Annotated in this window: 21 protein-coding genes; 10 read left to right on the top strand and 11 right to left on the bottom strand. The window is 63.1% G+C overall.

The genetic code is table 11. From position 1 onward, the window contains the following. Nucleotides 1-78: 78 nt before the first annotated feature. On the bottom strand, nt 79-516 hold the full coding sequence (locus J2887_RS03310; protein ID WP_227174030.1) for a GlcG/HbpS family heme-binding protein: 438 nt from the start codon (nt 514-516) through the stop codon (nt 79-81). Nucleotides 517-806: 290 nt separating this feature from the next. On the opposite strand from J2887_RS03310, the gene J2887_RS03305 reads away from it, so the two are divergent. From J2887_RS03305 to J2887_RS03295, 3 genes are all read left to right on the top strand, one after another. Then, entirely contained in the window at nt 807-1,559 is a 753-nt protein-coding gene (locus J2887_RS03305; protein ID WP_227174029.1) for an FCD domain-containing protein, read from the top strand. A 127-nt stretch (nt 1,560-1,686) separates the two neighbouring features. Beyond that, a complete protein-coding gene (locus J2887_RS03300) occupies nt 1,687-3,438 on the top strand; it encodes an SDR family oxidoreductase (RefSeq protein ID WP_227174028.1) in 1,752 nt (583 codons plus the stop codon). A gap of 20 nt (nt 3,439-3,458) precedes the next feature. Beyond that, on the top strand, nt 3,459-4,382 hold the full coding sequence (locus tag J2887_RS03295) for a metal-dependent hydrolase (RefSeq protein WP_227174027.1): 924 nt from the start codon (nt 3,459-3,461) through the stop codon (nt 4,380-4,382). Between the two features lie 133 nt (nt 4,383-4,515). On the opposite strand, the gene J2887_RS03290 is transcribed toward J2887_RS03295, so the two are convergent. Further along, a complete protein-coding gene (locus J2887_RS03290; protein ID WP_227174026.1) occupies nt 4,516-4,716 on the bottom strand; it encodes a hypothetical protein in 201 nt (66 codons plus the stop codon). 386 nt (nt 4,717-5,102) lie between these two features. Between J2887_RS03290 and J2887_RS03285 the strand changes: the two genes are divergently transcribed. From J2887_RS03285 to astE, 5 genes are all read left to right on the top strand, one after another. Further along, nucleotides 5,103-5,873 (top strand): ABC transporter ATP-binding protein, encoded by a 771-nt coding sequence (locus J2887_RS03285; protein ID WP_227174025.1) that lies wholly within the window; start codon nt 5,103-5,105, stop codon nt 5,871-5,873. 186 nt (nt 5,874-6,059) lie between these two features. After that, entirely contained in the window at nt 6,060-6,815 is a 756-nt protein-coding gene (locus J2887_RS03280; protein ID WP_227174024.1) for a transporter substrate-binding domain-containing protein, read from the top strand. 69 nt (nt 6,816-6,884) lie between these two features. After that, the gene (locus J2887_RS03275; RefSeq protein ID WP_227174023.1) at nt 6,885-7,589 is read left to right on the top strand and encodes an ABC transporter permease; all 705 of its coding nucleotides are present in this window, start codon (nt 6,885-6,887) and stop codon (nt 7,587-7,589) included. Between the two features lie 3 nt (nt 7,590-7,592). Next, entirely contained in the window at nt 7,593-8,315 is a 723-nt protein-coding gene (locus tag J2887_RS03270; RefSeq protein WP_227174022.1) for an ABC transporter permease, read from the top strand. Nucleotides 8,316-8,360: 45 nt separating this feature from the next. Then, on the top strand, nt 8,361-9,392 hold the full coding sequence (astE, locus tag J2887_RS03265; protein WP_227174021.1) for a succinylglutamate desuccinylase: 1,032 nt from the start codon (nt 8,361-8,363) through the stop codon (nt 9,390-9,392). 31 nt (nt 9,393-9,423) lie between these two features. Here astE and J2887_RS03260 read toward each other — a convergent pair whose 3' ends face one another. Next, the gene (locus J2887_RS03260) at nt 9,424-12,450 is read right to left on the bottom strand and encodes an efflux RND transporter permease subunit (protein ID WP_227174020.1); all 3,027 of its coding nucleotides are present in this window, start codon (nt 12,448-12,450) and stop codon (nt 9,424-9,426) included. Continuing rightward, on the bottom strand, nt 12,447-13,529 hold the full coding sequence (locus tag J2887_RS03255; protein ID WP_227174019.1) for an efflux RND transporter periplasmic adaptor subunit: 1,083 nt from the start codon (nt 13,527-13,529) through the stop codon (nt 12,447-12,449). The genes J2887_RS03260 and J2887_RS03255 overlap by 4 nt, the downstream gene beginning before the upstream one ends. 189 nt (nt 13,530-13,718) lie before the next feature. Between J2887_RS03255 and J2887_RS03250 the strand changes: the two genes are divergently transcribed. After that, entirely contained in the window at nt 13,719-14,378 is a 660-nt protein-coding gene (locus tag J2887_RS03250; RefSeq protein WP_227174018.1) for a TetR/AcrR family transcriptional regulator, read from the top strand. Between the two features lie 10 nt (nt 14,379-14,388). On the opposite strand, the gene astB is transcribed toward J2887_RS03250, so the two are convergent. The 6 genes from astB to J2887_RS03220 all read right to left on the bottom strand — a co-directional run bounded on the left by astB (nt 14,389) and on the right by J2887_RS03220 (nt 22,223). After that, nucleotides 14,389-15,729, bottom strand: coding sequence for an N-succinylarginine dihydrolase (astB, locus tag J2887_RS03245; RefSeq protein WP_227174017.1), 1,341 nt, complete (start codon nt 15,727-15,729; stop codon nt 14,389-14,391). 15 nt (nt 15,730-15,744) lie between these two features. Then, nucleotides 15,745-17,220 carry a succinylglutamate-semialdehyde dehydrogenase gene (gene astD, locus J2887_RS03240; RefSeq protein ID WP_227174016.1) on the bottom strand — a complete coding sequence of 492 codons (1,476 nt, stop codon included), beginning with the start codon at nt 17,218-17,220 and terminating at the stop codon, nt 15,745-15,747. Nucleotides 17,221-17,256: 36 nt separating this feature from the next. Beyond that, nucleotides 17,257-18,333, bottom strand: a complete 1,077-nt coding sequence (gene astA, locus J2887_RS03235; protein WP_227174015.1) for an arginine N-succinyltransferase — start codon at nt 18,331-18,333, stop codon at nt 17,257-17,259. A 43-nt stretch (nt 18,334-18,376) separates the two neighbouring features. After that, on the bottom strand, nt 18,377-19,393 hold the full coding sequence (locus J2887_RS03230; RefSeq protein WP_227174014.1) for an arginine N-succinyltransferase: 1,017 nt from the start codon (nt 19,391-19,393) through the stop codon (nt 18,377-18,379). Between the two features lie 67 nt (nt 19,394-19,460). Next, a complete protein-coding gene (locus tag J2887_RS03225) occupies nt 19,461-20,675 on the bottom strand; it encodes an aspartate aminotransferase family protein (RefSeq protein ID WP_227174013.1) in 1,215 nt (404 codons plus the stop codon). A 99-nt stretch (nt 20,676-20,774) separates the two neighbouring features. Beyond that, the gene (locus tag J2887_RS03220; protein WP_227174012.1) at nt 20,775-22,223 is read right to left on the bottom strand and encodes an exonuclease domain-containing protein; all 1,449 of its coding nucleotides are present in this window, start codon (nt 22,221-22,223) and stop codon (nt 20,775-20,777) included. A 225-nt stretch (nt 22,224-22,448) separates the two neighbouring features. Here J2887_RS03220 and J2887_RS03215 point away from each other — a divergent pair, with 225 nt between their 5' ends. Beyond that, complete coding sequence (locus J2887_RS03215; protein WP_227174011.1) at nt 22,449-23,579, top strand: DcaP family trimeric outer membrane transporter; 1,131 nt, start codon at nt 22,449-22,451, stop codon at nt 23,577-23,579. 444 nt (nt 23,580-24,023) lie between these two features. Here J2887_RS03215 and J2887_RS03210 read toward each other — a convergent pair whose 3' ends face one another. Further along, nucleotides 24,024-25,265, bottom strand: coding sequence for an NADH:flavin oxidoreductase/NADH oxidase family protein (locus J2887_RS03210; protein ID WP_227174010.1), 1,242 nt, complete (start codon nt 25,263-25,265; stop codon nt 24,024-24,026). Nucleotides 25,266-25,380: the final 115 nt, after the last annotated feature.

Genomic DNA, 25,380 nt, shown 5'->3' with positions numbered 1-25,380 from the left:
CTCATCCTGTCGTCCGGTGTGGCCCGGAGAGCCCCACCGATTGTTGTTGTCGCGGTTGTTCAGTTACTGCGTCCAGAGTCATGACTGCACCGCTTGGCGGTGCTGCAGGAAATGATCGATTCCGGCCTGGGCACAGTCGATATCCTGTTGCGGAGTGCCGGAGCTGAGGCCAATCGCCCCCACCACCTCGCCCTCCACCAGCACCGGCAGACCGCCACCGACCACACTCAACCGGCCAGACAACGCGGTGTGAATGCCAAACACCAGGTTGCCGGGCACACAGGCCTGGTTGTACTCGTGGGTCGCCTTACGGGCCGCCGCGGCGGTGAATGCCTTGTCCTGGGCCACGGTGATGCTGGTGACCTTGCCGCCGTCCATCCGCTCGAAGGCCAGCAGGTTGCCGGACTCGTCGGTGACGGCGATGCACATCGGCACGCCAATCGCCCGGGCCCGGGCCGCAGCCCCGGCGAGCAGCAGTCGGGCGTCCGCCTGATCCAATCGAGTCACGGTCAGCATTGGTTTCTCCTGTCAGTCTGGAAGGTGCCAGGCAGCCAATCAAGGCGACCGGCACCCAGGTGTTCAGGAAATGATCGTGCCCGCAGGTGGGCCAAGTCCAGCACCAGAGCAACTGGTCAGACCAGTTTTTTGCCGTCCGGAGCTTGCCGGAATCTCCCGGGCTCCGCCATAGTGGGCCTCTTGCTGGATACCAGCTCACTGCCCCGTCATCAACTACAGGGGCAATGACTGGTCCAACCACTTGCCCAACCACTGGACTACAACGGCAGCACCAAAGACCGACAGGAACGATGAGCGAACGACAGATCACCACGGCCCAGGACATCAGCGATCGGCTGGAGCGGCTGATCATGGACGGCAGTCTGTTGCCGGAGGAAAAGATTCCCTCCGAGCGTCAGCTGGCCGCCCGTTACAGCGTGTCCCGGGCCATCGTCCGGGAGGCCCTGCATGAGCTGCAGGGACGAGGTCTGATCGAAACCCGGCATGGCCGCGGCTCCTTCGTTGCCCCCATGCTGCCGGAGCCCCACACCGACAGTCCCCTGCTGAAGCTGTTTGCCGGCCATCCCCGCACCCTCTATGACCTGCTGGAGGTGCGTGAGCAACTGGAAGGACAGGCCGCCTACCTGGCCGCCGAGCGGGCCAGCCAACGCGACCGCTACCTGATCACCAAAGCCTTCGAGGATATGACCGCCGCCGATCCGCTCACCAATGCCCGCCGCGACCACGCGTTTCACCTGGCCATTGTCGAAGCCTCCCACAACCCGGTGCTGGTGCACCTGTTGAGCAGCGTCAAACAGTTGATGCTGATGACGGTTCAGGCCTCGGTGGCCAACCTCAATCCGCGGGAAAACTTCCGCCAGCGGATTCATCGTCAGCACCAGCGCATCCTTCGCACCATCCTTGCCGGTCAGCCCCGGGCGGCCCGCAACGCCGCCATGGCCCACGTTCGTTACGTCAGTGACTCCATGCACACCCTGGAGGCCATGGATCAGGGCATCATCTGGGTTGACCCCAACCAGCGGCCAGACACCAACGGCGACTGAACACCCGCCAATCCCTTCCGCTTCTGACCTGTCCCGAAATGCCGACAGTGCGGCCCGTTGCGCAAATGGCCACCAGCAGCCGCGCTGATAACCTTCTGGGTTTAGAGGAAACATTCGGAGCGTGTGCATGAAACAGAGCCATCAGGTCGTCAACGGCCCAGTCCGTCTGAATGTGGTCACCTACGGCGACGCCCGCAAGGTGCCTATCGTTCTGGTTCACGGTTACCCGGACAACCACACGGTATGGGACGCCGTCGCCCAGCGACTGGCGCAGAAGTACTTCGTGATCGCCTACGATGTCCGCGGCGCCGGCGAGTCCACTGCGCCCACCGAGGTGGCAGCGTACCGAATGCCGTTGCTGGCGGCGGACCTGAAGGCGGTGGTGGACAGCCTCATTCCGGAACGGCCGTTTCACCTGGCCGGGCATGACTGGGGATCGATCCAGACCTGGGAATCGGTCACCAGCGGCGAACTCACCGCTCGCATCCGCTCCTACACTACCATCTCCGGTCCCTGCCTGGATCATGTCGGTTACTGGCTGCGGGAACAGACCCTGAACGGCTCGGCCAGCGCCAAGCTGAAACTGGCCAGCCAACTGTTGAGTTCCTGGTACGTGGCCTTCTTCCAGTTGCCGGTGTTGGCTCCAGCGGCCTGGCAGAACGGCCTCGACAAGCTCTGGCCCAGCTACCTCGAGCGTCGCGAGCAGGTGGCCGAGGCGGTGCCCAATCCCAGCCAGCGCAAGGATGGCCGCTACGGCGTTCAGCTCTACCGCGCCAACTTCCGCTTCAAACTGCTGCGTCCGCAACAGCGACCGGCCTGCTGCCCGGTTCAGTTGATTGTCCCCAGCCGCGACAACTACGTAGGCCCGCAACTGTTTGAACGATTGCATCAATGGGTACCGGAACTCTATCGCCGGGACATCAACGCCGGCCATTGGGTGCCCCTGAGCCACCCGGAGCAGATTGCCAGCTGGATCGGCGAGTTCGTGACCGGGGTGGAGAACGGTCGCATGAGTACGGCCCTGGAGCAGGCCCGGGTGCAACCGGAACAGGACCACCTGCCGCTGGCCCGCAAGGTCACCGTCATCACCGGTGCCGGCTCCGGCTTCGGTCGGGCCAGCGCCCTCAGGTTTGCTGCCGCCGGTGCCAGCGTGGTGTGTGTGGACATTGATGAAGCCGCCGCCGAGGAGACGGCCAACCTGGTACGGACCCTGGGTGCCCAGGCCTGGGCCAGCAAGGTGGACGTGGGCTCAGCGACCGCCATGCAACGACTGGCCAAATGGGTCGGGCGCGAACTGGGGGGTGCCGACATCGTCATCAACAACGCCGGCATTGGTATGGCGGGCGGTGTTCTGGAAACCTCCACGGCGGACTGGGACCGCATTCTCAAGGTCAACCTGTGGGGCGTGATTCACGGCTCCCGCCTGTTTGGCCAACAGATGGTGGATAACCAGCGTGGCGGTCACATCGTCAACGTGGCCTCGGCCGCGGCCTTTGCCCCCAACCGCAAGCTGGCCGGCTATTCCACCAGCAAGGCGGCGGTGTACATGCTGAGCGAATGCCTGCGGGCCGAGCTGGACGAGCACGACATTGGCGTCAGCACCGTGTGTCCCGGATTTGTCGCCACCGGCATTGCCCAGAACACCGTCTATGCCGGGCTCAGCGAAGAAGAGGAGCAACACAAGCGGAACAAGGCCGAAGCGCTGTACCAGCGCGGCAGCGTGGTCACTGCTGACGACGTCGCCGACCGTATCCTGCAGACCGTGCTGACCAACCCGGCGTTGACCCTGGTGGGTCCGGAAGCCCGGGCCACCCGACTGCTGAGTCGCTTTGCCCCGGGGGTTTCCCGTCTGGTGGCCAAGCTCGATATCACCCCGTAATGCGAGTTAAGGAGTCCGCCATGAACGCCGCTATGACCAACCATCCCCTGAAAGCCCGCAAGGTTCAGTTCAATTTCGACCAGACGCCACTGTACTGGCTGCCGGACGACCCCTTCTCCACCCACCTGATCAATGGCATTCACCTGTTGTTGCCGGAGGGCGAGCTGTGGTTCTGCCGGGTCTACAACAAGGCCCTGCCGCTGGTGACCGATGACGCCCTGCGCGAGGACGTGGTGGGGTTTATTCGTCAGGAAGCGGTGCATTCGCGGGCCCACTCAGAGGCCCAGGGCTACCTGCAGCGCCACGGCCTGGATTCGGACGCCTACCTGGAGCGGGTCAACTGGCTGTTCAAGAACCTGCTGGGTGAGCAGCCGCTGGGGGTATCGGCACTGCAACAACCGGGTCTGGAGAAACCCTGGCTGATCCTGCGGGTGGGGATCATTGCCGCCATTGAGCACTTCACCGGCGTGCTCGGCCAATGGGCCATGGACAACACCAGTTGGGAAGCCGAAGGCGACCCGACAATGGTGGATCTGTTCAAGTGGCATCTGGCGGAGGAAGTGGAACACCGGACCGTGGCGTTTGACCTGTTCCAGCACCTGTGCGAGACCGAGCTCGGCTTCTACGTCAGCCGACAGGCGCTGATGGCCCTGGTGTTTCCGCTGATCGTCTACTTCATTGCCGAAGGAGGACGCACGCTGTTCCGGCAGGACGACTCCCCCCGTCTGCGCCGGCTTGGCAAGAGTCTGCTGCCCCGGGTGCTGCTGGAATTGGAGCGGGTGGGTCGAAAGAACGGCAACGTGCCGACCTTTTCCTTCCTGGTTCGGGCGACGCTGCGCTGGCTTTCGCCCGGGTTCCATCCCATCACCGAAGGCGACACCCGCCAGGCGCTGGCCTACCTGGCCCGCTCTCCCGCCGCGCAGGCCGCTGCCAGCACTCACTAAGCGACGACCGGCCAGGGAAGGCCAGCGTCAACGCGACTTGTCAGATTCGCAGGGGTAACAACACAACGGGCAGGATAAAGCGGCCAACCGCCGGCAGGCCATCAGCATCGAGGCAGACTGGCCGGGGCTGGAATCAACTGGTTTCGCTGGGCGAGACCATGTCCAGAAACTGCACCGCTTCGCCAAATGACAGGAAAGTCTTCAACACTTCCTGACCATCGATCTCTACGTCGTAGGCAACGCCCTCATTACTGAAGGACACTTCGCCAGCCCCGAGCTTGCGTGCAACCACTCGAAGCAGGCCACGCTCAACCAGGACCGACTGTGACGCCATTGTTGTTATTTCCTCGATGATCGAGCTCATGGATAGGGTCATGGTCCCGAGTGTACGACCTTGAACTCCATCTGCCAATGCCTCCGATCGGGACCGTGAATCCCATCAAGACTGCAACATTTTTTACATTTGTCGACAATCAGGCACGCAATTCTGTGGTAGGCCGCCACTAACAAAACGGTTGATTTCCAGCCCCAAGGTCCGTAAAAAAGGCCCCTTTTGCGGAGCCGGTCCAGCTGGGACGACTCCGCCCGACGGCGACGTTTCATCGAATTGCGAAATTCGTGTACTGTCCCAATTGCAACTATTCTTTAAGGGATTCGGGGCTTCCGTGCCCGGGTCCGGATACAGACACAGCCGCATAGCGACAGTTTCAGGAGTCTTTCATGGCGGAACAAGCGCCCCTGGTCTGCAAGGATATCCATAAGACCTTCAACGATCTGGAGGTCCTCAAAGGCATTTCTCTGGAGACCAAAAAGGGCGACGTTGTCTCCCTGATCGGCAGCTCCGGCTCCGGTAAAAGTACCTTCCTGCGTTGCATCAACCTGCTGGAGACTCCCACCTCCGGCGACATAATCGTGCACGGTGAACCAATCCGGTTCGGCACCAACCGCAAGGGCGAACGCATTCCCGCCGACAACCGACAGGTGGAGCTGATCCGCGCCAAGCTGTCGATGGTGTTCCAGAGCTTCAACCTGTGGACCCACATGACGGTGCTGGAAAACATCATCGAAGCGCCGATTCACGTCCTCGGCATTCCCAAGGCCGAGGCCATTGAACGCGCTGAGGCCTACCTGCAGAAAGTGGGTATCTACGAGCGCAAGGACTACTACCCGGCACAGATGTCCGGCGGCCAGCAGCAACGCGCCGCGATTGCCCGGGCGCTGGCGATGGAACCGGAAGTGATGCTGTTCGACGAACCCACCTCGGCCCTCGACCCGGAACTGGTGGGCGAGGTTCTCAAGGTGATGCAGAGCCTGGCGGAAGAAGGGCGCACCATGATTGTGGTCACCCACGAGATGGCGTTCGCCCGCGATGTGTCGTCCCAGGTACTGTTTTTGCATCAGGGCGTGATCGAGGAACAGGGCACCCCGGAAAAGGTCTTTGACCACCCGGAGTCGGAACGCATGAAGCAGTTCCTCGCACCCAAGTTCTGAGCTGACCGGCACCACTGGCCAGCGTCTCCTGACAGGCGACGGGATGCGCCGTCGGTGCTATCTTGAGTTCAGGTTTCACTATGCGTCGGGTTCACCCCCTGCCGCATAAGGCGTGAAACAGAGCACACAAACACAGACCATCGTCGACAATAAAGCCATATAAGGCAACGACTTGGAGAAGTAAAAATGAAGAAACTGATTGTTGCAGCAAGCTGTGCCCTCGCCCTGTTCGCCGGCCAGACCCAGGCCCGGGACTGGAACGACATCCGCATCGCCTTTGATGTTCCCTACGAGCCGTTTGAGTACAAGACCCCTGACGGCGAACTGACCGGTTTCGAAGTGGAGCTGGCCGAAGCCATGTGCGCCGAGCTGGAAGCCAACTGCGAGTTCGTTATCCAGGCCTGGGACGGCATGATTCCGGGGCTGCTGGCCCGCAAGTTCGACGCCATCATGTCGTCCATGTCGATCACTCCGGAGCGCGCCGAGCGGGTGCTGTTCTCCGAGCCGTACTACAACACCCCGGGTGGCTGGTTCGCCCGTAACGACTTCAACACCGACGTTACCGACATGGCGGCGATGGAAGGCAAAGTGGTTGGCGTCCAGCGTGGCACCACCATGGACACCCACGTCACCAACGAGATGAGCGGCATCGTGACCGTCAAGCGCTACACCACCGCCGAGGACATGGTTCTCGACCTGGAAGGCCAGCGCCTGGACGTGGTCTTCGTCGACTATCCGGTGGGCGAACAGACCATCATGAACCGGGACGGTTTCAAGGAAGTGGGAGAACCGGTCAAGCTGGGTGAAGGGGTTGCCGTGGCCATGCGCAAGCGTGACAGCGACCTGGCCGAGAAGGTCAACGCCGCCCTGCGCACCCTGAAGGAGAACGGCACCTACGACACCATCATGAACAAGTACTTCAGCTACGACATCAAGATGTAAACCGCCTGCTGGCGTAAACCCAGAGGGGCGGCCGGACTGGCTGGCCGTCCCTGATTTCCGGACATCCGCATGCTCGACCTCAAAGGCTACGGCCCCTCACTGCTTGAAGGCGCCATCGTCACCGTAGAACTGGCCTTCCTGTCACTGGCCCTGGCCATTGTCCTGGGGCTGCTTGGCGCTTCCTCCAAGCTGTCCAGCAACCGCGTCCTGATCGGCGCCGCCACCACCTACACCACACTGATCCGCGGCGTTCCGGATCTGGTGATGATGCTGCTGTTCTTTTACGGCGGCCAGGTGCTGGTCAACAACATCTCCGACTACGTCTGGGAAGCCTACGGTATCGACTTTTTCTTCCAGTTCGATCCGTTCATTTCCGGCGTACTCACCATCGGCTTGATCTTCGGTGCCTACATGACTGAGACTTTCCGCGGCGCTTTCCTGGCGGTCCCGGTGGGGCAGATCGAAGCCGCCAAAGCCTATGGCTTCAGCCGTTGGCACACTTTCCGCCGGGTGATGATTCCGCAAATGCTCCGCCATGCCCTCCCCGGTATCGGCAACAACTGGCAGGTCCTGCTGAAGACCACGGCCCTGGTCTCGATCATCGGCCTCACCGACATGGTGCGGGTGGCGGAAGAGGCCGCCAAGGCCGAACGCTCTCCGTTCCTGTTCTTCATTCCCGTAGCGTTCGTTTACCTGGCACTGACGGCGGGATCGGAACTGTTCATCAAGTGGCTCGACAAGCGTGCCAACGCCGGCGTTGTACAGGGAGACTGAGCCATGCCCGATTTCATTGCCCAATGGCTGAACCAGAACGAAGTCTTTACCGCGATCACCGTCGCCCATTACTGGGACGGCCTGGTCACCACCGTACAACTGGTGTTCCTGTCCCTGCTGCTGGGGCTGATGGTCGCCCTGCCGCTGGCCATCATGCGTACCAGCAAGTCGCCGTTCATCTCCGGTCCGGTCTGGCTGTACACCTACCTGTTCCGCGGCACCCCGCTGCTGATCCAGCTGTACATCATCTACTACGGCATTGCCCAGATTGAGGGCATCCAGGACACTTTCTGGTGGACCATCTTCCGCGAGCCGTTCTACCCGGCTCTGTTGGCCTTCACCCTCAACACAGCCGCCTACACCACGGAGATTATCCGTGGCGCCATCGTCGCCACGCCGGTCGGCGAGATCGAGGCCGCCAAGGCCTATGGCATGAGCTGGGCCCTGAGGATGCGCCGCATCGTGCTGCCCAGCGCCGCCCGCCGCGCGGTGCAGGCCTACTCCAATGAAGTGATCTTCATGCTGCACGCCAGCGCCATCGCCAGTGTGGTTACCATCGTCGACCTGACCGGGGCGGCGCGAAACATCTATTCCCGCTTCTACGCGCCATTCGACGCCTTCATCGGCGTGGCCGTGCTCTACATGCTGCTGACGTTTATACTGGTGTATGTGTTCCGCCGTCTGGAACGCCGGCTGCTGCGTCACCAGAGGCCTGTCGGGGGCTAACGGTCGGCGCACCGTCCACTCACAGCAAGGCGGGAGAAGTAGAGCATGACACCGCGTCAGCAACTCTTTGGCGACCACCAAGACTGGCTGGCCCACACCCTGGCCAATGCCACCGAGTCGACGCCGGCGGTGTCCACCCGCCTGGCGGACGGCTGTACTGTCGACCGGCTGGACACAGGTCTGCTGGAACTGCATCCGGACCAGCCAGGCCCCGACCAGCCCAGACTGATCGTGTCCGCAGGCGTCCACGGCAATGAAACCGCCCCTATCGAAGTTCTCAATGCGCTGGTCAGCGAGCTGCTGGATGGCCAGTGGTCACTGGCCTGCCCGGCCCTGCTGATCCTCGGCAACCCGCCAGCCATGGCCCGGGGCGAGCGTTTTATCGACTTCAACCTCAACCGGCTGTTTGCCGGTGCCCACCAGAAGCGCCCCTACCACGACACCCCGGAGGCGACCCGGGCCAGCCAGCTGGAACGCCTGTGCCGGCAGTTCGCCGTCGAAAGCGAGGCGCTGGTGCACTACGATCTGCATACGGCCATCCGCCCCTCGGAGCGGGAGAAGTTCGCCCTCTACCCCTTCGTACCGGAGCGCCAGGTGCCGCCGGAGCAATGCGCCTTTCTGCTGGAGGCCGAGGTGGATACCCTGTTGCTGCAGCACAAGACCGGCACCACCTTCTCCTCCTTCAGTTCCGTGGATCTGGGTGCCGAGAGCTTCACCATCGAACTGGGCAAGGTGCAGCCCTTTGGCCACAACGATCTGTCCCGCTTCCAGGGTATCCACCGTGCCCTGCGCCGCCTGTTGCGCGGCGAGCCTGCGCCCGAGCCGGCCGCAGACTGCCAGTTGACGGAGTTTGAGGTGGTCCACGAGATCATCAATTCCGGCGACCAGTTCCGCTTTCACGTGCCAGACGATGTCGCCAACTTCACCCGCTACCCACCAGGCACGGTGATCTGGGAGGACGACCGCAACCAGTACCAGGTCGGAGAAAGCCCGGAAGCCATCGTGTTCCCCAACCGGGACGTCCCTGTCGGCCAACGCGTGGGCCTGATGGTGCGAGCCAGACCCGACGCGGACTGATGCTCGCGCCTACCGCTTAAATAGCCCGGCACTAAGCCGGGGCGTTTTCCATCTCAGGAACCGGGCGCCGGATCACCAGCGCGCACATCGACGGCACCACCAGCAGAGTCAGCACCGTGGAAGCCAGCAGGCCGGAGATGATGGCCCAGGCCATCGGCGGCCACAGCGTGGAGCCGGAGAAGGCCAGCGGCAGCAACCCCGCGACAGTGGTCGCCGTGGTGAGCAGGATCGGTCGGGTACGCTGGGTCACCGCCTGGCGTACCGCCTCGCGGATACCATCGCCCTGGTCCAGTTGGCGATCCACCACATCCAGCAGCACGATGGCGTTGTTCACCACCACGCCGACCAGGGCAATCACCCCCAACAGTGACTGGAAACCGAAGGGTGATCCGGACAACACTAGCCCCGGGAATATACCCACCGTGGCCAATGGCACGGTCAACAGGATAATCCCCACCCGCCGGAACGAGTTGAACTGCAGGATCAGGAAGAACAGCAGCAACAGGATGCCAATCGGGGCGGTAGTCAGCAGGGCATTGTTGGCCTTGCCGGACCCTTCGGCATCACCGCCGTACTGCAGTCGTGTGCCGGCAGGCAACGGCGATTCTGCCAGCGCCTGATCAAGCCCATCCAGCGCCTGACTAAAGCTGTAGCCCGGCAACAGATTGCTGGTCACCGTACCCACCCGGACGCCGTCGCGCTGATAACGCGCGGCCGGCTCCCATCGGGTCTGCACGGTGGCAATGGCTGACAGTGGCACGGCCTGGCCCTGGGCATTGTAGATGTTGATGGACAACAGCCGCGACAGCGACAGCTGTGTGCCTTCGCGAGAACGCAACACCAGGGGAATCGGGTCGTCCTCCTGGCGGTATTGTTCGGCCACCACACCAAAACTCTGGCCATACAGGCTCTGGGCAACGTCGGAGCGGCTGATGCCGTAACGGGCGGCACTGGCGTCGTCCACCTGGATGGCGATGCTGGCGACGCCAAGATCCAGATCGTGGCGCACGTCGACAGCACCGGGCGCCGCCCGCAACGCGGCATACACCTGTCGCACCGCCTGCTCCCGGGCGGCGTCATCCGGGTGAAGCACCCTCACCTCCACCGGGGCAGCCCGCGGTGGTCCCTGCCCCAACACGCCGACCGTGACATCAAGCTCCGGCAACCGCTCCGACACATAGCCCCGAATCCACGCCATCAGCGGCGCTGTATCCGCCAGGGTTGGGGTACGAATCACCATCCGCCCCCGGTTGGGTGCCTGGGGCGCCTGCAACAAGTTGTAGTAGAAGCTGGGCCCGGTAAACCCGACAAAGCGATGCACTTCCAGTGCTTCGGGTCGGGAGCGAACCGCCTGTTCAAGGACTGCAGCCACTTCCGCCGTCCGCTCCTGATCGGTGCCTTCAGGCATGTACATTTCGACCACCACCCGCGGCCGGTCGGCGTTGGGGAAGAACTGCAGCTTCATATAGGGCGTCAGCGCCAGGCTGGCCACCACCAGCACCACGCCGGCCAGGATCAGCGCCAGCGGCCGCCGCGCCACCAGGTTACCCAGGCGGCCGGCGAGACCGGCCAGGGGATCGGCACGGTGGCGACGGCGGGGTTTGAGAAAACGGGCGGCCAACAGCGGCACGGCGGAGATCGCCAGCAGGTAACTCACCGACAGGGTGAGCATGATCATGACCGGAATTCCCCGGGTAAAGTCGGCGGTCCCACCCTTGGACAGCAACAGTGGCGCGAACGCCGCCAGGGTTGTGCCGGTGGAGGCGCCCAAAGGACCGGCCAGTTCGCGCACCGACCGCTTTAAGGCGTCGAGCCGGCGAACACCGTGGTCGATGTGGGTCTGGATGTTTTCGACGATCACAATGGCGTTGTCGATCAGGATGCCCAGGGAAATCACCATACCGATCACCGCAATCTGGTGCAGCACGCCGCCCCCCAGGTCATACAGACCAATGGAGATCAACGCCACCATCGGCAGGATCGACGCCACCAGCAGCCCCATGCGCAGCCCCATGCCGGTGAATACCACCGCGATGATGATGGCAACCGCCAGCACCAGGCTCCAGGCCAGGCTGTCCAGGCGCTCCTCCACCTTGTCCGGCTGGAAGAACATCTCTTTCAGGGTATAGGGCGCGAACTCCGGGCGCAGCTGTGCCAGCCGCTCCCGCACATCGCGACCGAAGCGGATGGCATCGGTGGATTCCTCCGACATGTAGAGCGTCAGCAGTACCACCCGTTCGCCATCAAACCAGGTCTCCGGCTGCCGGGGCTCCACCGGGCCGCGCCAGACTTCCGCCGCGGCGGCCAGCGGTACCTGGGAACCATCGGGCAGCTCAATCGGTGTGGCACGGATGGCATCGACACTGGTGAACTCACTGTTGGGCAGCACCGACAGCCGGCGGCCGTGACTGACCACGAAGCCGCCGGGAATGGTCTGATTGCGCTGGGCCAGGGTCTCCAGCACCCGTGCCGGCGAGATGCCCAGGCGGTAGATTGCGGCATCGTCTAGGGCCAGGGTGATCTGCTCGTCCACCTCGCCTTCCAGTTCGATCCGCGACAGCCCCGGCAGGTCCGACAGCGTGGTCTTCAGGCGCTCGGCAACCTCGCTCAGCTCAGTCACCGATGGTGCCCCACCCACAGCCAGCACCACCGTCGGGGTATTGGTGAGACGGTCGTCCAGCACCATCCGCCCGACGTCGTCAGGAAACTCCTGACGGGCCCGTTCCATGGCCTGGCGGACCCGGTCCCAGGCGGAATCGGTATCGTAGATGGTCTGGTACAGCCGAATGTTGACCACCGCCACGCCGGTTCGGGCGGTGCCGCTGGTATAGTCCACTTCCTCCACCTGCAGCAGCTCATCCGCCAGCGGTTGCAGGATCAGCCGTTCCACCGTCTCGGCATTAGCGCCCGGATAGGACACCGTCAGTAGCCCGGCACGAGCGGGGAACGATGGGTCCTCCTGCCGCGGCATAGTGGTATAGGCGGCGATGCCGAGCAGGCCCAGCATGGTCACCACCATGCCCAGCAGGCGCTGGCACCGTAACAGGCGGGCCGTCATGGCAGTACCTCCACGGCATCACCATCGATGACCCGGGTCAGCCCGGCATAGATGACTTTGTCTCCCGGTTGCAGGTGTTCAGAAACCACCACCACCTGCTCCCCCAGGATGCGCTTCACCTCAATGGCGACCTGCTCCGCCCGGCCGTCACGGACCCGGTACACACCGGCACCACCCGCACTGCGCATCACCGCCAGCAAGGGCACGGTGGTGTGAGCCGGCAACGTCGGCGCAATGCCCACCTCCACCGGCTGCCCGGCCGCCAACGTGTTGCCCGGCAGCTGCACCTGCACCGGGTGCAATTCGCCACGCACCGCTCCGGGCTGGGCAATCTCCGTCACAGTGCCCACCACCGGCGGCTGGTCGCGATTCTGTACCGACCACACCGGCAGTTCCTCGCCCCGCTCGATGTGGGACAGCAGATAGGCCGGCACCCGGACTTCCACCTCGCGCCCCAGCGGGGAAGACAGCCGCATCACCGGTTGCCCGGAGCCGACAAACTCATCCTGCTCCACCAGCAGCGCTTCGACCCGGCCGGCAAACGGCGCCAGCAGCCGGCTCTCCTCCAGCAGGCGCGAGGCCTCCGCCAGAGACGCCCGGGCGGTGCCCACCGACGCTTTCAGGCCGTCGCGTTTGGCCGCCAGCTGCTCCAGCGCCTGCTCCGACACCACGCCGCGTTCATACAGGCGCTGTGACCGCAGCCATTCCCGTTCGGCCTGCTCAAGTTGGGTCTCCAACTCCCGCAACCGCGCCGCCGCCGAGTCCCGGGCCGGCTCCAGTGCCGGACTGTAGACTCGCGCCAGCAGCTCACCCCGTTCAACCTGCTGCCCCAGTTCCACCGGCCGTTCCCGCAGGGTACCGCTGACCTGGAAGGTCAAAGTCGCCCGCTGACTGGCGCGCACGATGCCGGCAAACCGCAACGGTTCGCTGACCTCGCCCCCGGATCGCACCTCGGCCACCCGCACGGTTTCCCGTGAGGGCGCAGCGGCCTCTCCCGCCGCGTCCTGCTCCACCGCCTTGCAGCCGGCCAGCGCCAGACCGATCAGCAACCACCCGTACGCGCCTGTCTTGAACCTCATGGGTCTTTCCTCCCTCAATACCGGCGGGTCCACCGGCCACCATTAAATGATTTCGACATCTTGTCACTCTTTGACACTTTGTCAATAACGTTTTTTTGGGCGATACTGACGTCGCTCCATCCAGGCTCTGGCGCCGAAACAAGGCGTCCAGACGGAGGGGGGGCACACCCACGGCCAACGGCGGAAACGATGAACGAACCAATCAAATCGAGACGGGAGCGGGAAAAGCAGGCCCGCTATGACGCCATTCTGGACGCAGCGGAGGCCACGTTTGCGGAGAAGGGCTACGAGCGCACGTCCATGGACGACATCGCACGTCGCGCCAGCCTGAGCCGGGCCCTGTTGTACGTGTATTTCAGGGACAAGAGCGCGATCCGGCGCGGCATCGTGCTAAGGGCGGGGGAAAGCTTGCGGGGCCGGTTTGAACGGGCGCGGAACTCCGCCAGCGACAGCCTGCAACAACTGGTGGCTATCGGCCGGGCCTACTACCGGTTCTGCCTGGAAGAGCCGGAGTACTTCGGCGCCCTGACCCAGGCCGCAACCACCATGAGCGAGGCGGACGATGCCCAGACCGAGCAGCTGCACTGTTCGGAGACGGCGGTCATGACCATCATGGTGGAGATCATTGAACAGGGCCTGGCGGCAGGCATTCTCAGCCGTAGCCGCATCCGCGATCCGTTGCAGACCGCACTGTTTCTGCGTGGCGCCCTGCACGGGGTGATCATGGGCTGTCGCCAGGACATGGGGCGCTCGGGTGCATACGCCAGCTTTCCACGGGATGAGCTGATCGAATACACCCTGTCGATGCTGATTACCTCGGTGGCCGCAGAGCAGCCACCGAGGCCGTGATAAACCGATGTCAGTGCTGGAAGTCGTAGATCATGCCCAGACCAAGGATGCCGGTAAGCTCATCCAGGGCATGGCGGCACTCCTGCAGCAACAGCGGGTCGGCCAGATCGGCCTGGGTCAGCCGGTCCCGGTAGTGGGCCTCCACCCAGGTGGTGAGACGCTGGTAGAGTTCGTCGGTGAGCAACACGCCCTGATGCATGGCCTGGAGCTCATCATCCCGCAGAGCCACCCGCAGCCTCAGGCAAGCCGGGCCACCGCCATTGCGCATGGACTGCTTGACGTCGAACACCTCAACCGCGGTAATCGGACCATCCCCTGCCACCAGTCCATCCAGGTAGCGGCTGACTGACTCGATCTCACGGCATTCCCCCGGCACTGCCAGCAGCATGCCGTCCGGTGAATTCAGCAGTTGACTGTTGAACAGATAGGACGCTACCGCGTCTGCCAGTGGCACATCGCTCTCGGCAACCCGCACCGGCGCCAGCTCGGCGCCTTTGAGACGCTGGCGGATGTCTGCCAGCACCCGCGCTTCATCCAGAAACGCCTGTTCGTGATAGAACAGCACATTGCCGTTGCCCACCGCGATGACGTCGTTGTGGAAAACGCCAGCATCGATCGCCGCCGGATTCTGCTGGGCGAACACCGCGTGGTGATCGTCGAGACCGTGCAGACGCGCAATGGCCCGGGACGCTTCCAGGGTCTGTCGCGCCGGAAACCGCTGCGGTGCCGGTGCGTCGTCGTCAAACGCGGTGGCACCATAAACAAACAGCTCCACCCCGGGCTCACCGTGAGCCGCACACAGGCGGGTGTGGTTGGCGGCTCCTTCATCCCCAAACTGGCTCACTGGCGGCAACGCCGGGTGATGGGCGAAGTAGGCTTCGTCGGAGAAGATTGCCTTCAATGCCCGCCCGGTCACCACATGCTCGATGGAGCGGTGGAACTTGGCGTTCAGGCTCGCCGGGGTGAAGTGCACCCGATGGTCCGCGGTATCAGCACTGGCAGAGACGGTGGCGGCGTTCGCCGTCCACATGCAGGACGCTGACGATACCGCCGCCAGCACCACCGGATTGTCCTTGGCAGCCGCCGCCAGGATCTCGGCGTCGGAGCCGCTGTACCCCAGTTGCCGCAGGGTCGGGATGTGGGGCCGCTCATGGGGTGGCAGCACGCCCTGAACATAGCCCCGGTCGGCCAACCGTTTCATCTTGGCAAGCCCCTGCAGGGCGGCTTCACGGGGGTTGGACTCGGCGTTGACGTTGCTCTTGGAGGCAACGTTCCCCCAGGACAAACCGGCGTAGTTGTGAGTCGGGCCGACCAGGCCGTCGAAGTTCGCCTCAATTGCGTGCTTGGGCATAATTCCCCCGTGCGGTCAGTGAAAGTCCAGGCCCGGTGCCAGGGTCGCCGGCACGGTGCTCTTGTCCGCCTCCAGCGAGGCCATGGGCCAGGCACAGTAGTCGGCCGCGTAGTACGCCGAAGGCCGGTGATTGCCGCTGGCACCCACGCCGCCGAACGGCGCGGCACTGCTGGCACCGGTCAGTGGCCGGTTCCAGTTGACGATGCCGGCACGCACTTCCTCCACCAGGCGCTCATACAACGCCCGGTCGTCGGTCAGAATGCCGGCGGACAGACCGTAGCGGGTATCGTTGGCGATGGTCAGGGCCTGATCGAAATCGTCGTAGCGGTAGACCGTCAGCAACGGACCGAAGAACTCCTCATCCACGGTTTCCACCCCGGTGACATCGAGAATCCCCGGTGTCAGCAGGGCCGTTCCTTCCTGTACCCGGGTCATGGTCAGTAACGCCTTGGCGCCCTGATCGATCAGGCTGTTCTGGGCCGCCAGCAGCTTGTCGGCCGCCTCCACCGAGATCACCGCGCCAATAAAGGGCTGGGGCTCGGCATCAAAGGCGCCAGGTTTGATCCGGCCTGCCACTTCCGCCAGGCGGTCGAGGAAACGGTCACCCTCAGCGCCCCGAGGCACCAGCAGGCGACGGGAGCAGGTACAGCGCTGGCCGGCGGACAGGAAGGCCGACTGCAAGGCATGGTGCACAGCACCGTCCAGGTCCGACACGTCCTGCACGATCAGCGGGTTGTTACCGCCCATCTCCAGGGCCAGGATTTTCTCCGGCTGGCCACCAAACTGCTGATGCAGGATATGGCCAACATTGGAACTGCCGGTAAAGAACAGGCCATCGATGCCGGCATGTCCGGCCAGTGCCTTGCCCGTATCGGCCGCCCCCTGAAGCAGGTTCAGCACCCCGTCCGGCAGCCCGGCCTGGTGCCATAACCGCACCATGGCCTCGGCCACACCGGGGGTCAGCTCGCTGGGCTTGAACACCACGGTATTGCCCGCCAGCAGCGCCGGCACAATGTGACCATTAGGCAGATGACCCGGGAAGTTGTAGGGCCCGAACACCGCGACCACGCCGTGGGGACGATGACGCAGCACCGCGTGGCCGGCGGCCACATCCTCTTCCTTCAGCCCGGTGCGCTCCTCGTAGGCACGTACGGAAATACCGATCTTGCCGATCATCGCCGCCACTTCGGTGCGGGATTCCCACAGCGGCTTGCCGGTTTCCAGCCCGATCTGGTGGGCCAGCGCTTCTTTGTTTTCCTCCAGCAGCCGTCCGTACGCTTCTACGAGAGCCTGACGTTCCGCCAGCGGGCGACGACGCCAGGCCGGAAAAGCACTGCGGGCTGCCTGGATGGCGGCGTCAACATCGTCGATGCTGGCGCCCTCGCCTTTCCAGACCTCGTCGCCGGTCACCGGCTGGGTGGATTCCAGCGACGGGCCGTGGCCATCCAGCCACAGTCCGTTGATATAAAGTTCACCTGTCAGCTTTGCCATGCTGTTGCACCTCCCGGCGCTGTTGACTGTGAATGATTACCGCGATTGTCCGGGTGCGGTGTGGATCGGCAGCGGACCACCGTCCTTCAGTGGCGCCAGCCGCACCAGATCTCCCGATTCCACCTCCAGCACTTCCGCCACTTCCGGCGGCAGGCTGACGGTGTCCGGACTGATGCAGGTGGCCGGCACCGTGGTAACCCGGAAATCCCGGAACGACCGGTTGGACACCATCACCCGCTCTTCGGCGGGCACGTCCAGTTCCAGCGGTTTGTGTCGGATCAGCACGTGGCGGTTCACGCTTTCCCGCACCGTGCGAATGTTATGAATGAACGCCTCGACCACCGGTCCACCGTCAAAGATGTCCACCAGGCCATTAAAGTTGAAGCCTTCCGCCTGCAGCATCCGCAGGGCCGGCGCGGTGTTGTCGTGGACCTGACCAATCACCTCCCGGGCACTCTCCGGCAGCAGCGGCAGGTAGATCGGGTACTTGGGCATCAGCTCGGCAATGAACGACTTGGAGCCGATGCCGGTGAGGTAGTCCGCCTCACTGAATTCGATGTCGAAGAAGCGACTGCCGAGGGCATCCCACAGCGGGCTCTGGCCCTGGGCATCGGAGACCCCCCGCATCTCTGCAAACACCTTCTCGGAGAAATGGCGACGGAAGTCATCCAGGAACATGAAGCGGCAGCGGGAAAGCAGCAGCCCGTTACCGCCCTGACGATGACTACCAGACAGCAGCAGCGAACAGATCTCGGTGGTGTCGGTCATGTCGTTGGTCAGGTGCAGGGTTGGCGTCTGCACGTGCACGCCCAGTTCCCGCGACGCATTGACCGTGGTGCTGAGGCGGTAGTTGTAGAACACCTCGTCCAGCCCCACTCGGGCCTGGATACCACTGATGCCGACACACTGGTTCAGCTCGGTGTCCTCCAGCGCGAACAGGAACAGACCCGCCTCCGGTTCGCAGCGCTGGTTGAATGACGCCTGCGCCATATCGATCTTGCGCTGAAGCAGCTCCCGATCCGCCGGCAGGGTGGTCAGGCCCTTACCCGCGGCTTCCGCCATGGTCATCAGGTCGTCGAGATCCCGCTCCTGCAGGGGCCGTATTACCAGCATCGGTCACCTCCGCTTTGGGTTGGCCGGTTGATCGCGGAACGCATCATAACGGCGCCACCGTGACATCGCAGCCGGACTCGCATTGCAGCTCCTGCAATACCTCCGGCGGCGCCCGCAGGACGTCGTTGAGCGATTCCGACACCGTCGCCAGGATGCAGCGAAAATCTCCACCCTCCGAGGCGGCCAACAGGCAGCGTTCGCCGCCATCGGTCTCCGCCAGCCGCAGCCGTTTTCGGTCACTGGTCACCAGGGTTTTCAGGGTGTCGGTGCGGGCTTCCAGGACCGGGCCACCATCAAAGATGTCGACGTAGTGGCCAGCATGAAAGCCTTCCTGCTGCAACAGCGCCATCACCGCCTTGGTCATTGGATGGGGCTGCGCCAGCGCCTCCTGGGCCTGGGGCGACAGCAGGGTGACGTAAATCGGGTTGGGTGGCATCAGCTCGGCAATGAAGGTCTTGCTGAGCATGCCGGAATAGCGGTCCGCGGTGTCAAAGTCCATGTTGAAGAAGTGCCGGCCCAGACTGTCCCAGAACGGCACCTTGCCATCCTCGGTCTGGATACCCTGGATCTCCACCACCATGCGTTCGGAAAACCATTCCCGGTGACGGGCAATAAACAGCAGTCGTGCCCGGGACAGCAGCTCGAACGCCTCCGTACCACGCAATTTCGGGGCAATAGCAAAGGCGCCCAGCAGGGTGCGATCGGTCAGTGCGTGGGACGGATAGAGTACGTCCACCCGGCGGGAGACACCCAGTTCGTGGGACGCGTGAATCAGGGCGTCCATACGGTAGTTGTAGAAGGGCTGACCGTTACCGGCGCGGGCATCAATGCCTGCCACACCCTGCACCTGGCCACGACCAAGGTCTTCGAGCACGAACAGGAAACGGGGGTAGTGGTCAGGAGAGCGTTGACCGGCGAAAGACGCCAAGGATTCTTCGATCCTCGCGGCCAGGGCCTCTTCGGTTTTCGGCAGGGTCGACGACACCTGGCTGCCGTGGTCGCCGGCCAGTTTTATCAGGTCCTTCAGGTCGCCCTGTTGTACGGGTCGGACTCGCCACATGGGCTCGGCTCCTGTCATCTACGGCGAATCAGGGCGGCCTGCCGGCAAACCGGCAGGCCTCCGGTTGTTAACTGCAGACTGTTTTGACGGCTCGCTCAAAGCGCTCCAGCGCCTCGTCGATGTCGGATTCCGGGATAATCAGCGATGGCGCCAGACGCACCACGTTGGGCCCGGCAATCAGTACCATCACGCCCTCTTCCAGACCGGCGTTGAGGAATTCCTTGGCCTTGCCCTGCCACTGTTCGGTCAGCACACAGCCCAGCAGCAGGCCTTCACCCCGCACCTGCTCAAACACCCCGTAGCGTTCACCAATGGCCATCATGCCATCACGCAGACGCTTGGAGCGGGCAGCCACTCCTTTGAGGATCTCCGGCTGGCTGACGGTATCGATCACCTTCTGCGCCACGGCGCAGGCCAGCGGATTGCCGCCGTAGGTGCTGCCATGGGTTCCCATCCCCAGGCTGGCGGCGATCTTGGCAGTGGTCAGCATCGCGGCCACCGGGAAGCCACCGCCCAGCGACTTGGCGCTGGAGAGGATATCCGGGGTAACACCGTACATCTGGTAGGCGTAGAGGTGACCAGTTCGGCCAACGCCACTTTGCACTTCGTCGAACACCAGCAGCGCATCGTTTTCATCACACAGCGTCCGCAGGCCTTCCAGGAACGCCTGGTCCGCCGGCTTGACGCCACTCTCACCCTGGATCGGCTCGACCACCACCGCACAGGTTTTCTCTTTCGAGATCAGCTTGCGCACCGAGTCCAGATCGTTGAAATCGGCGTGGTGAATACCCCCCGGTGCCGGCTCGAAGCCTTCCAGGTACTTCGGCTGGCCACCGACACTGACGGTAAACAGGGTACGGCCGTGGAACGACTGCTTGAACGAGATGATCTCGTGCTTGTCGGCGCCGTAGTGCTCCCAGGCGTAGCGACGGGCCAGTTTGAACGCCGCCTCGTTGGCCTCACCACCGGAGTTGGCAAAGAACACACGCTCGGCAAACGTCAGGTCGCACAGGGTTTTGGCCAGACGCAGGGCCGGCTCGTTGGTCATGACGTTGGACAGGTGCCACAGCTTTTCAGCCTGCTCGGTCAGCGCACCAACCAGCCCCGGGTGGGCATGGCCCAGCGAGGTGACGGCAATGCCCCCTGCCAGATCGACGTATTCTCGGTCCTGCTGATCCCAGACGCGTGAGCCCTCTCCTCGCACCGGGATGATCTTGCCCGGGGCGTAGTTGGGTACCATGACATCATCAAACAGCTCTCGACTGACAGGTTCTATATTCATTGCATCCTCACACTCTGTTTCCAGACGACTGGCCGTCCGCAACCGGCATGGTGTCAGCGGCGGCCCAAGTCGTATACACCTTTACCATCATACGCCGAGTTACGGTATTAGCACATCGGGTAAGCCGGCATCGGTCAACTCGATGATCCGCCGTTTGTGGCGTTCCGGTCCCATCAGTGATTTGACCACCAGTTTGTAGGAATCCAGGTCAAAGGTGAGGCTCTGGTGACCCAGGGTGAGATCGTGGAGTTCATCCTCCGAATGCACAGTGGTCACGTGAACCCAGTTGTAGATCACCAGGATGTCGGTGCGTTCGCCATCATCATTGCACTCGACAATGCCTACCGCCCCGGACCAGGGCCAGGTGGTCAGTCGCAGTGAATGAAACGCGATCTGCATACGCAAATTGTAGCGGGCAATGTCCTCTCCGCCATCGCAGGCGCCCTGGCAACGGCCGAGGCTGCGCTGGAAACAGGGCCCCTGCTCGCCACTCTCGAGCCCCAGCAGGCGATTGCACAGCTCATTCCTGGCAGCGATGCCCTGAAGCGCCTGCTCCGCCGCGCGTTTGCTGCGAAACAGACCGTAGTAATCCCCCAGCCGTTGCGGGTCGATCTCCCGCACCAGTCGCGCGCGCAGGTAACCACGGTCATCCTTGCTGAGCTCGATGCTGACCAGCTGCTTGGCGGCTCGCGACCGGCGATTGTAGAGTGGCCGCAGTGATTTGATCTGCTTCAGTTCCAGCAACAACGCCCCCAGCTCGCCGGCGGTTTCGGTGTACTCCACCCGCCGCAGGCTCTCCGAGATGCGGATGCCCCGACTGCTGTTGTGATCCCCGGAAAAGTGCGACGCCACCCGTTGCTGAATGTTGGTGCTCTTGCCCACGTAAAGCAGCACATCGTTCTCGCCGTAGAAGCGGTACACCCCGGGACGGCGCGGCAGCTCCATCAGGATGTCCGGTGGCAGGTGGGAGGGAATGCTCGGACGCTGTAACAACTCGCCAATCGCAGACTCCATCAGGGAGGCGCCGCAGTCCGCAAGGGCATGCTCGAAGAACGCCAACATCGCGGCGACATCCCCCATCGCCCGGTGACGCTGAACCTGGCCCAGCTGATGGCGGGCAATCAGTGCATCCATGTTATGGCGGCGGTGCTGGGGGTAAAGCTTGCGGGACAGCTTCACGGTGCACAGCACCCGCGCCGAGAACGCTTGCCCGAGCCGGCGGAATTCGGACTTGATGAAGCCGTAGTCAAAGCGTGCGTTGTGGGCCACGAAGACGCAGTCCGCCAGCTGTTCCCGGAGCTCTTGCGCCACCGATTCGAACACCGGCGCATCGGCCACCATGGCGTTGGTGATACCGGTAAAACTCTCAATAAACGGGGAGATACGGGTTTCCGGGTTCAGCAGGGTCTGCCACTCTCCGGTGACCTCGCCGTTACGCCAGAAGCGGATACCGATCTCGGTGATACGGTCCGACGTGGCGCCGCCGCCGGTGGTCTCGATATCGAGAAAGGCAAAGGTCGTGGTCGCAAGCAGGTTGTGTTTGGTCATGCCCCATTCTACGACAGCAAGGGCGCTTCCGGCTCTGTCGATTGAAACCACGGAACCGGTAAACCCCCGACTGGCTTTACGTTACGGCACCCTGCCCGGCTGTCCCGAATCCCGGACAAAGTGGTTAGACATTCGTCTAATTTTGCGCTGACAGGCTTTGAAGTGTCATGCGCATGTCACTAATGTGATTTCGACCCAACAACAAAAACCTTGGAGACAACAATAATGCAAGGCAACAAGTTGAGACTCGCAATTCGCGCAACCGCGTCGGCTCTGATTCTGGGTACAGCCTCCCAGGCATCGGCCTTCGAAGTCAGCGCAGGCGACTACAGTGCCGACATCTACGGCTACGCGCGCTTCAATGCCAGTTACGACATCGATGAAGAGATCGGCATTTCCACCCGTTCAGGTGCATTCTCCGCCATCAACACCGGCGCAGCAGAAGACAACGAAGTCACCGGTCATTTCGGCGCCGATGCCGTCCAGACCCGCCTCGGGGTTCGCACCACCACGCCGGAAGGCGTCAAGATTGTTGTGGAAGGGGATTTCCGCCCCGGCCAACTGCGCCTGCGTCATGGCTACGGTGAGTACAAGGGCGTACTGCTGGGCCAGACCTGGTCCAACTACAACAGTTTCGTAGGTAATACCTCCACCCTGGATTTCGACTCCCTTGCCGGCCTTGCCGGTCTGCAGGGCCGCGTTGGCCAGGCCCGTTACACCAGTGGCCCGTTCTCGGTGTCCATTGAGGAAGCCACCGACACCGGTATTGTTGGCAACCCCGCCGACAAGCAGGGACTGCCCGCCTTCACCGCCCGCATTGAGGATTCCGCCGGCGGCTTCTCCTATGCTGGTGGCCTGCTGGCCAAACAAACCACCTACGACACCGGCACCGATGACGACAGCATCGTCGGCTTCGCCGCCTTTGGCGCTGCCAAGATGGCGCTGGGCGACACGGTGACAGTTCAGGGCACGGTGTCCTACACCAACGGTGCCAACGGTTATCTGTATCGCTCCGGTGAAAACTTCGGCGCTGAAGACGCCTACATGGACGGCAGCAGCCTGGAAGCCATCTCTGGCTATGGCGGCTCCATCGGCATGGGCGTCAACCTGGGTGCAGGCTCCAGCGTTAATGTCGGCTACGGTATCGCCACAGTCGACTGGGATGACGCAGAAGACGACGGTGCCGCCGTTGCCGACAAGAGCGAAACCAACCAGAACCTGATGGCCAACTACCAGTGGTCTCCGGTGAAAAACGTCAAACTGGGCGTGGAATACGCCTACTTCAAGCGTGAGAATGTCAGTGGCGACGACGGTGATGCCAGCCGCATCCTGTTTGCCGGCCAGTACAACTTCTAAGAATCTCCGCACGTAAAGCAGTACAATGAGCGTTTTGGCCCCGGCCCTTCCTGCCGGGGCTTTTTTGCTCAACGTACGCGACATTTCCGGGCATCCCGCCCCAGTGCGGGGCGCCCGGCGCCTCTTCCCCTCCTTATATTCCCGCTTTTGCCTTGGTGTTCCCCCGACAAATCAATCACCTGCACATCCGCTCAGAAACTGGCATCAACTATGCTCCTGTTACAGTGTGAGCGTGGTCCAGGAGCCTAAACGGCCCCTGACCTCCCAAGCGTCAGACCCACAACCATTGAGGTGACGTCATGAAAGAAGCCAAGAGCCACACCCTGCTGTTCGAACTGACCCATCCTTTTGAAAGTATGGCCATGCAGGACCTGCACGATTACTTCGACTGGATGTACTTCGCCAACTGATGCGGTATGGGGCGGATCGGCCGCGGGCGCTTCCTCACCCCGCTCGCAGTCGGCTCCGTGCCCCCTGACCGGCCATCACCGCCAGCACTTCCAGCAGTGACAACAGCCCCCGGTCCTGAGTCCGTGGTGGTTTACCGCGCCCCATCCGAGCGAGCTGCCGGGTGTACCAGCTCACCTCCATCATCGCCATCTCATCCACCTTGCGAATACCGGTTGTCACCGGTTTGACCAGACTCGTCACCGACTCACCCGCCAGCAGTCGCTGGGGCAACTCCGGCTCCAGCACCAGCGGACGCGCCAGACCGACCAGGTCGGTCGCCCCGGACGCTATCGCCTGATTCATGCCCTCACTGGAGCGAAACCCGCCAGTCACCATCAACGGCACGGACACCGTTTGCCGAACCGTCTCGGCAAAGGACAGGAAATAGGCTTCCCGCGCCCGGGTACTGGCTTTCACCTCACCGCCATTGGCCATCGCCGGACTCTCGTAACTGCCGCCGGAGATCTCCACCAGATCGATGCCCAGCTCCGCCAGCCGTGAGATCACCGCCAGCGACTCCGCCTCGGTAAAGCCGCCACGCTGGAAATCCGCCGAGTTCAGCTTGATCCCGACGCAGAACGACGGCGAGGTCGCCTCCCGAATGGCGTGGTAGATCGCCTCCACAAAGGCCCGACGCCGCTCGGCATCACCGCCCCAGGCATCGTTGCGCTGATTGTGATGGGGAGACAGGAACTGACTGACCAGATAGCCGTGGGCACCATGGATCTGCACGCCCTGGAAACCGGCCGCCTCTGCCACCGCGGCACTGCGGGCGAAGCGCTGGACAATGTCCCGGATTTCCTCATCCCGCAGTGCCCGTGGCGTGGCAAACATGCCCCGCAGATCCTTGCGGAACGGCACCGCGCTGGGAGCCACCGGGTCCCGGTTGAGCATTCTCGGACTCTGCTTGCCGGGGTGGTTGAGCTGCATCCACACCTGGCCACCACCGCTGCAGGCGGCCTCGGCCCAGGCCCGCAGCTTGTGCAAGTCACGTCGATCCTCCAGCACCACATTGCCGGGCTCCCCCAGGTGACGGCGATCGACCATGACATTGCCGGTAATCAGCAGCCCGGCCTTGCCCCTCGCCCAGGTGCGGTAGAGCGTCGCCAGACGGTCCGTCACACGGTTATCAACAGAGCCCAGCGCCTCGCTCATGGCCGCCTTGGCAATCCGGTTGGGCAGGGTCGCGCCATTGGGCAACGTTAACATTTGGGACAGTGGGTGGGTGGTCGTCATACGATCCTCCTGCGGGCTCTGCCCGATCGGGGTTATTTGACAGTTCGACAACTATCGAACTTTAATGAGGCCACTTTAGTACGCCGCCGCCACACTCTTCCTTATCCGATCGGGA

It is taken from the genome of Marinobacter sp. CA1 (genome assembly GCF_020546665.1).
GTDB lineage: Bacteria > Pseudomonadota > Gammaproteobacteria > Pseudomonadales > Oleiphilaceae > Marinobacter > Marinobacter xestospongiae.
The sequence above is the reverse complement of the archived record's forward strand: the minus strand, read 5'-3'. Positions and strand labels throughout refer to the sequence as shown.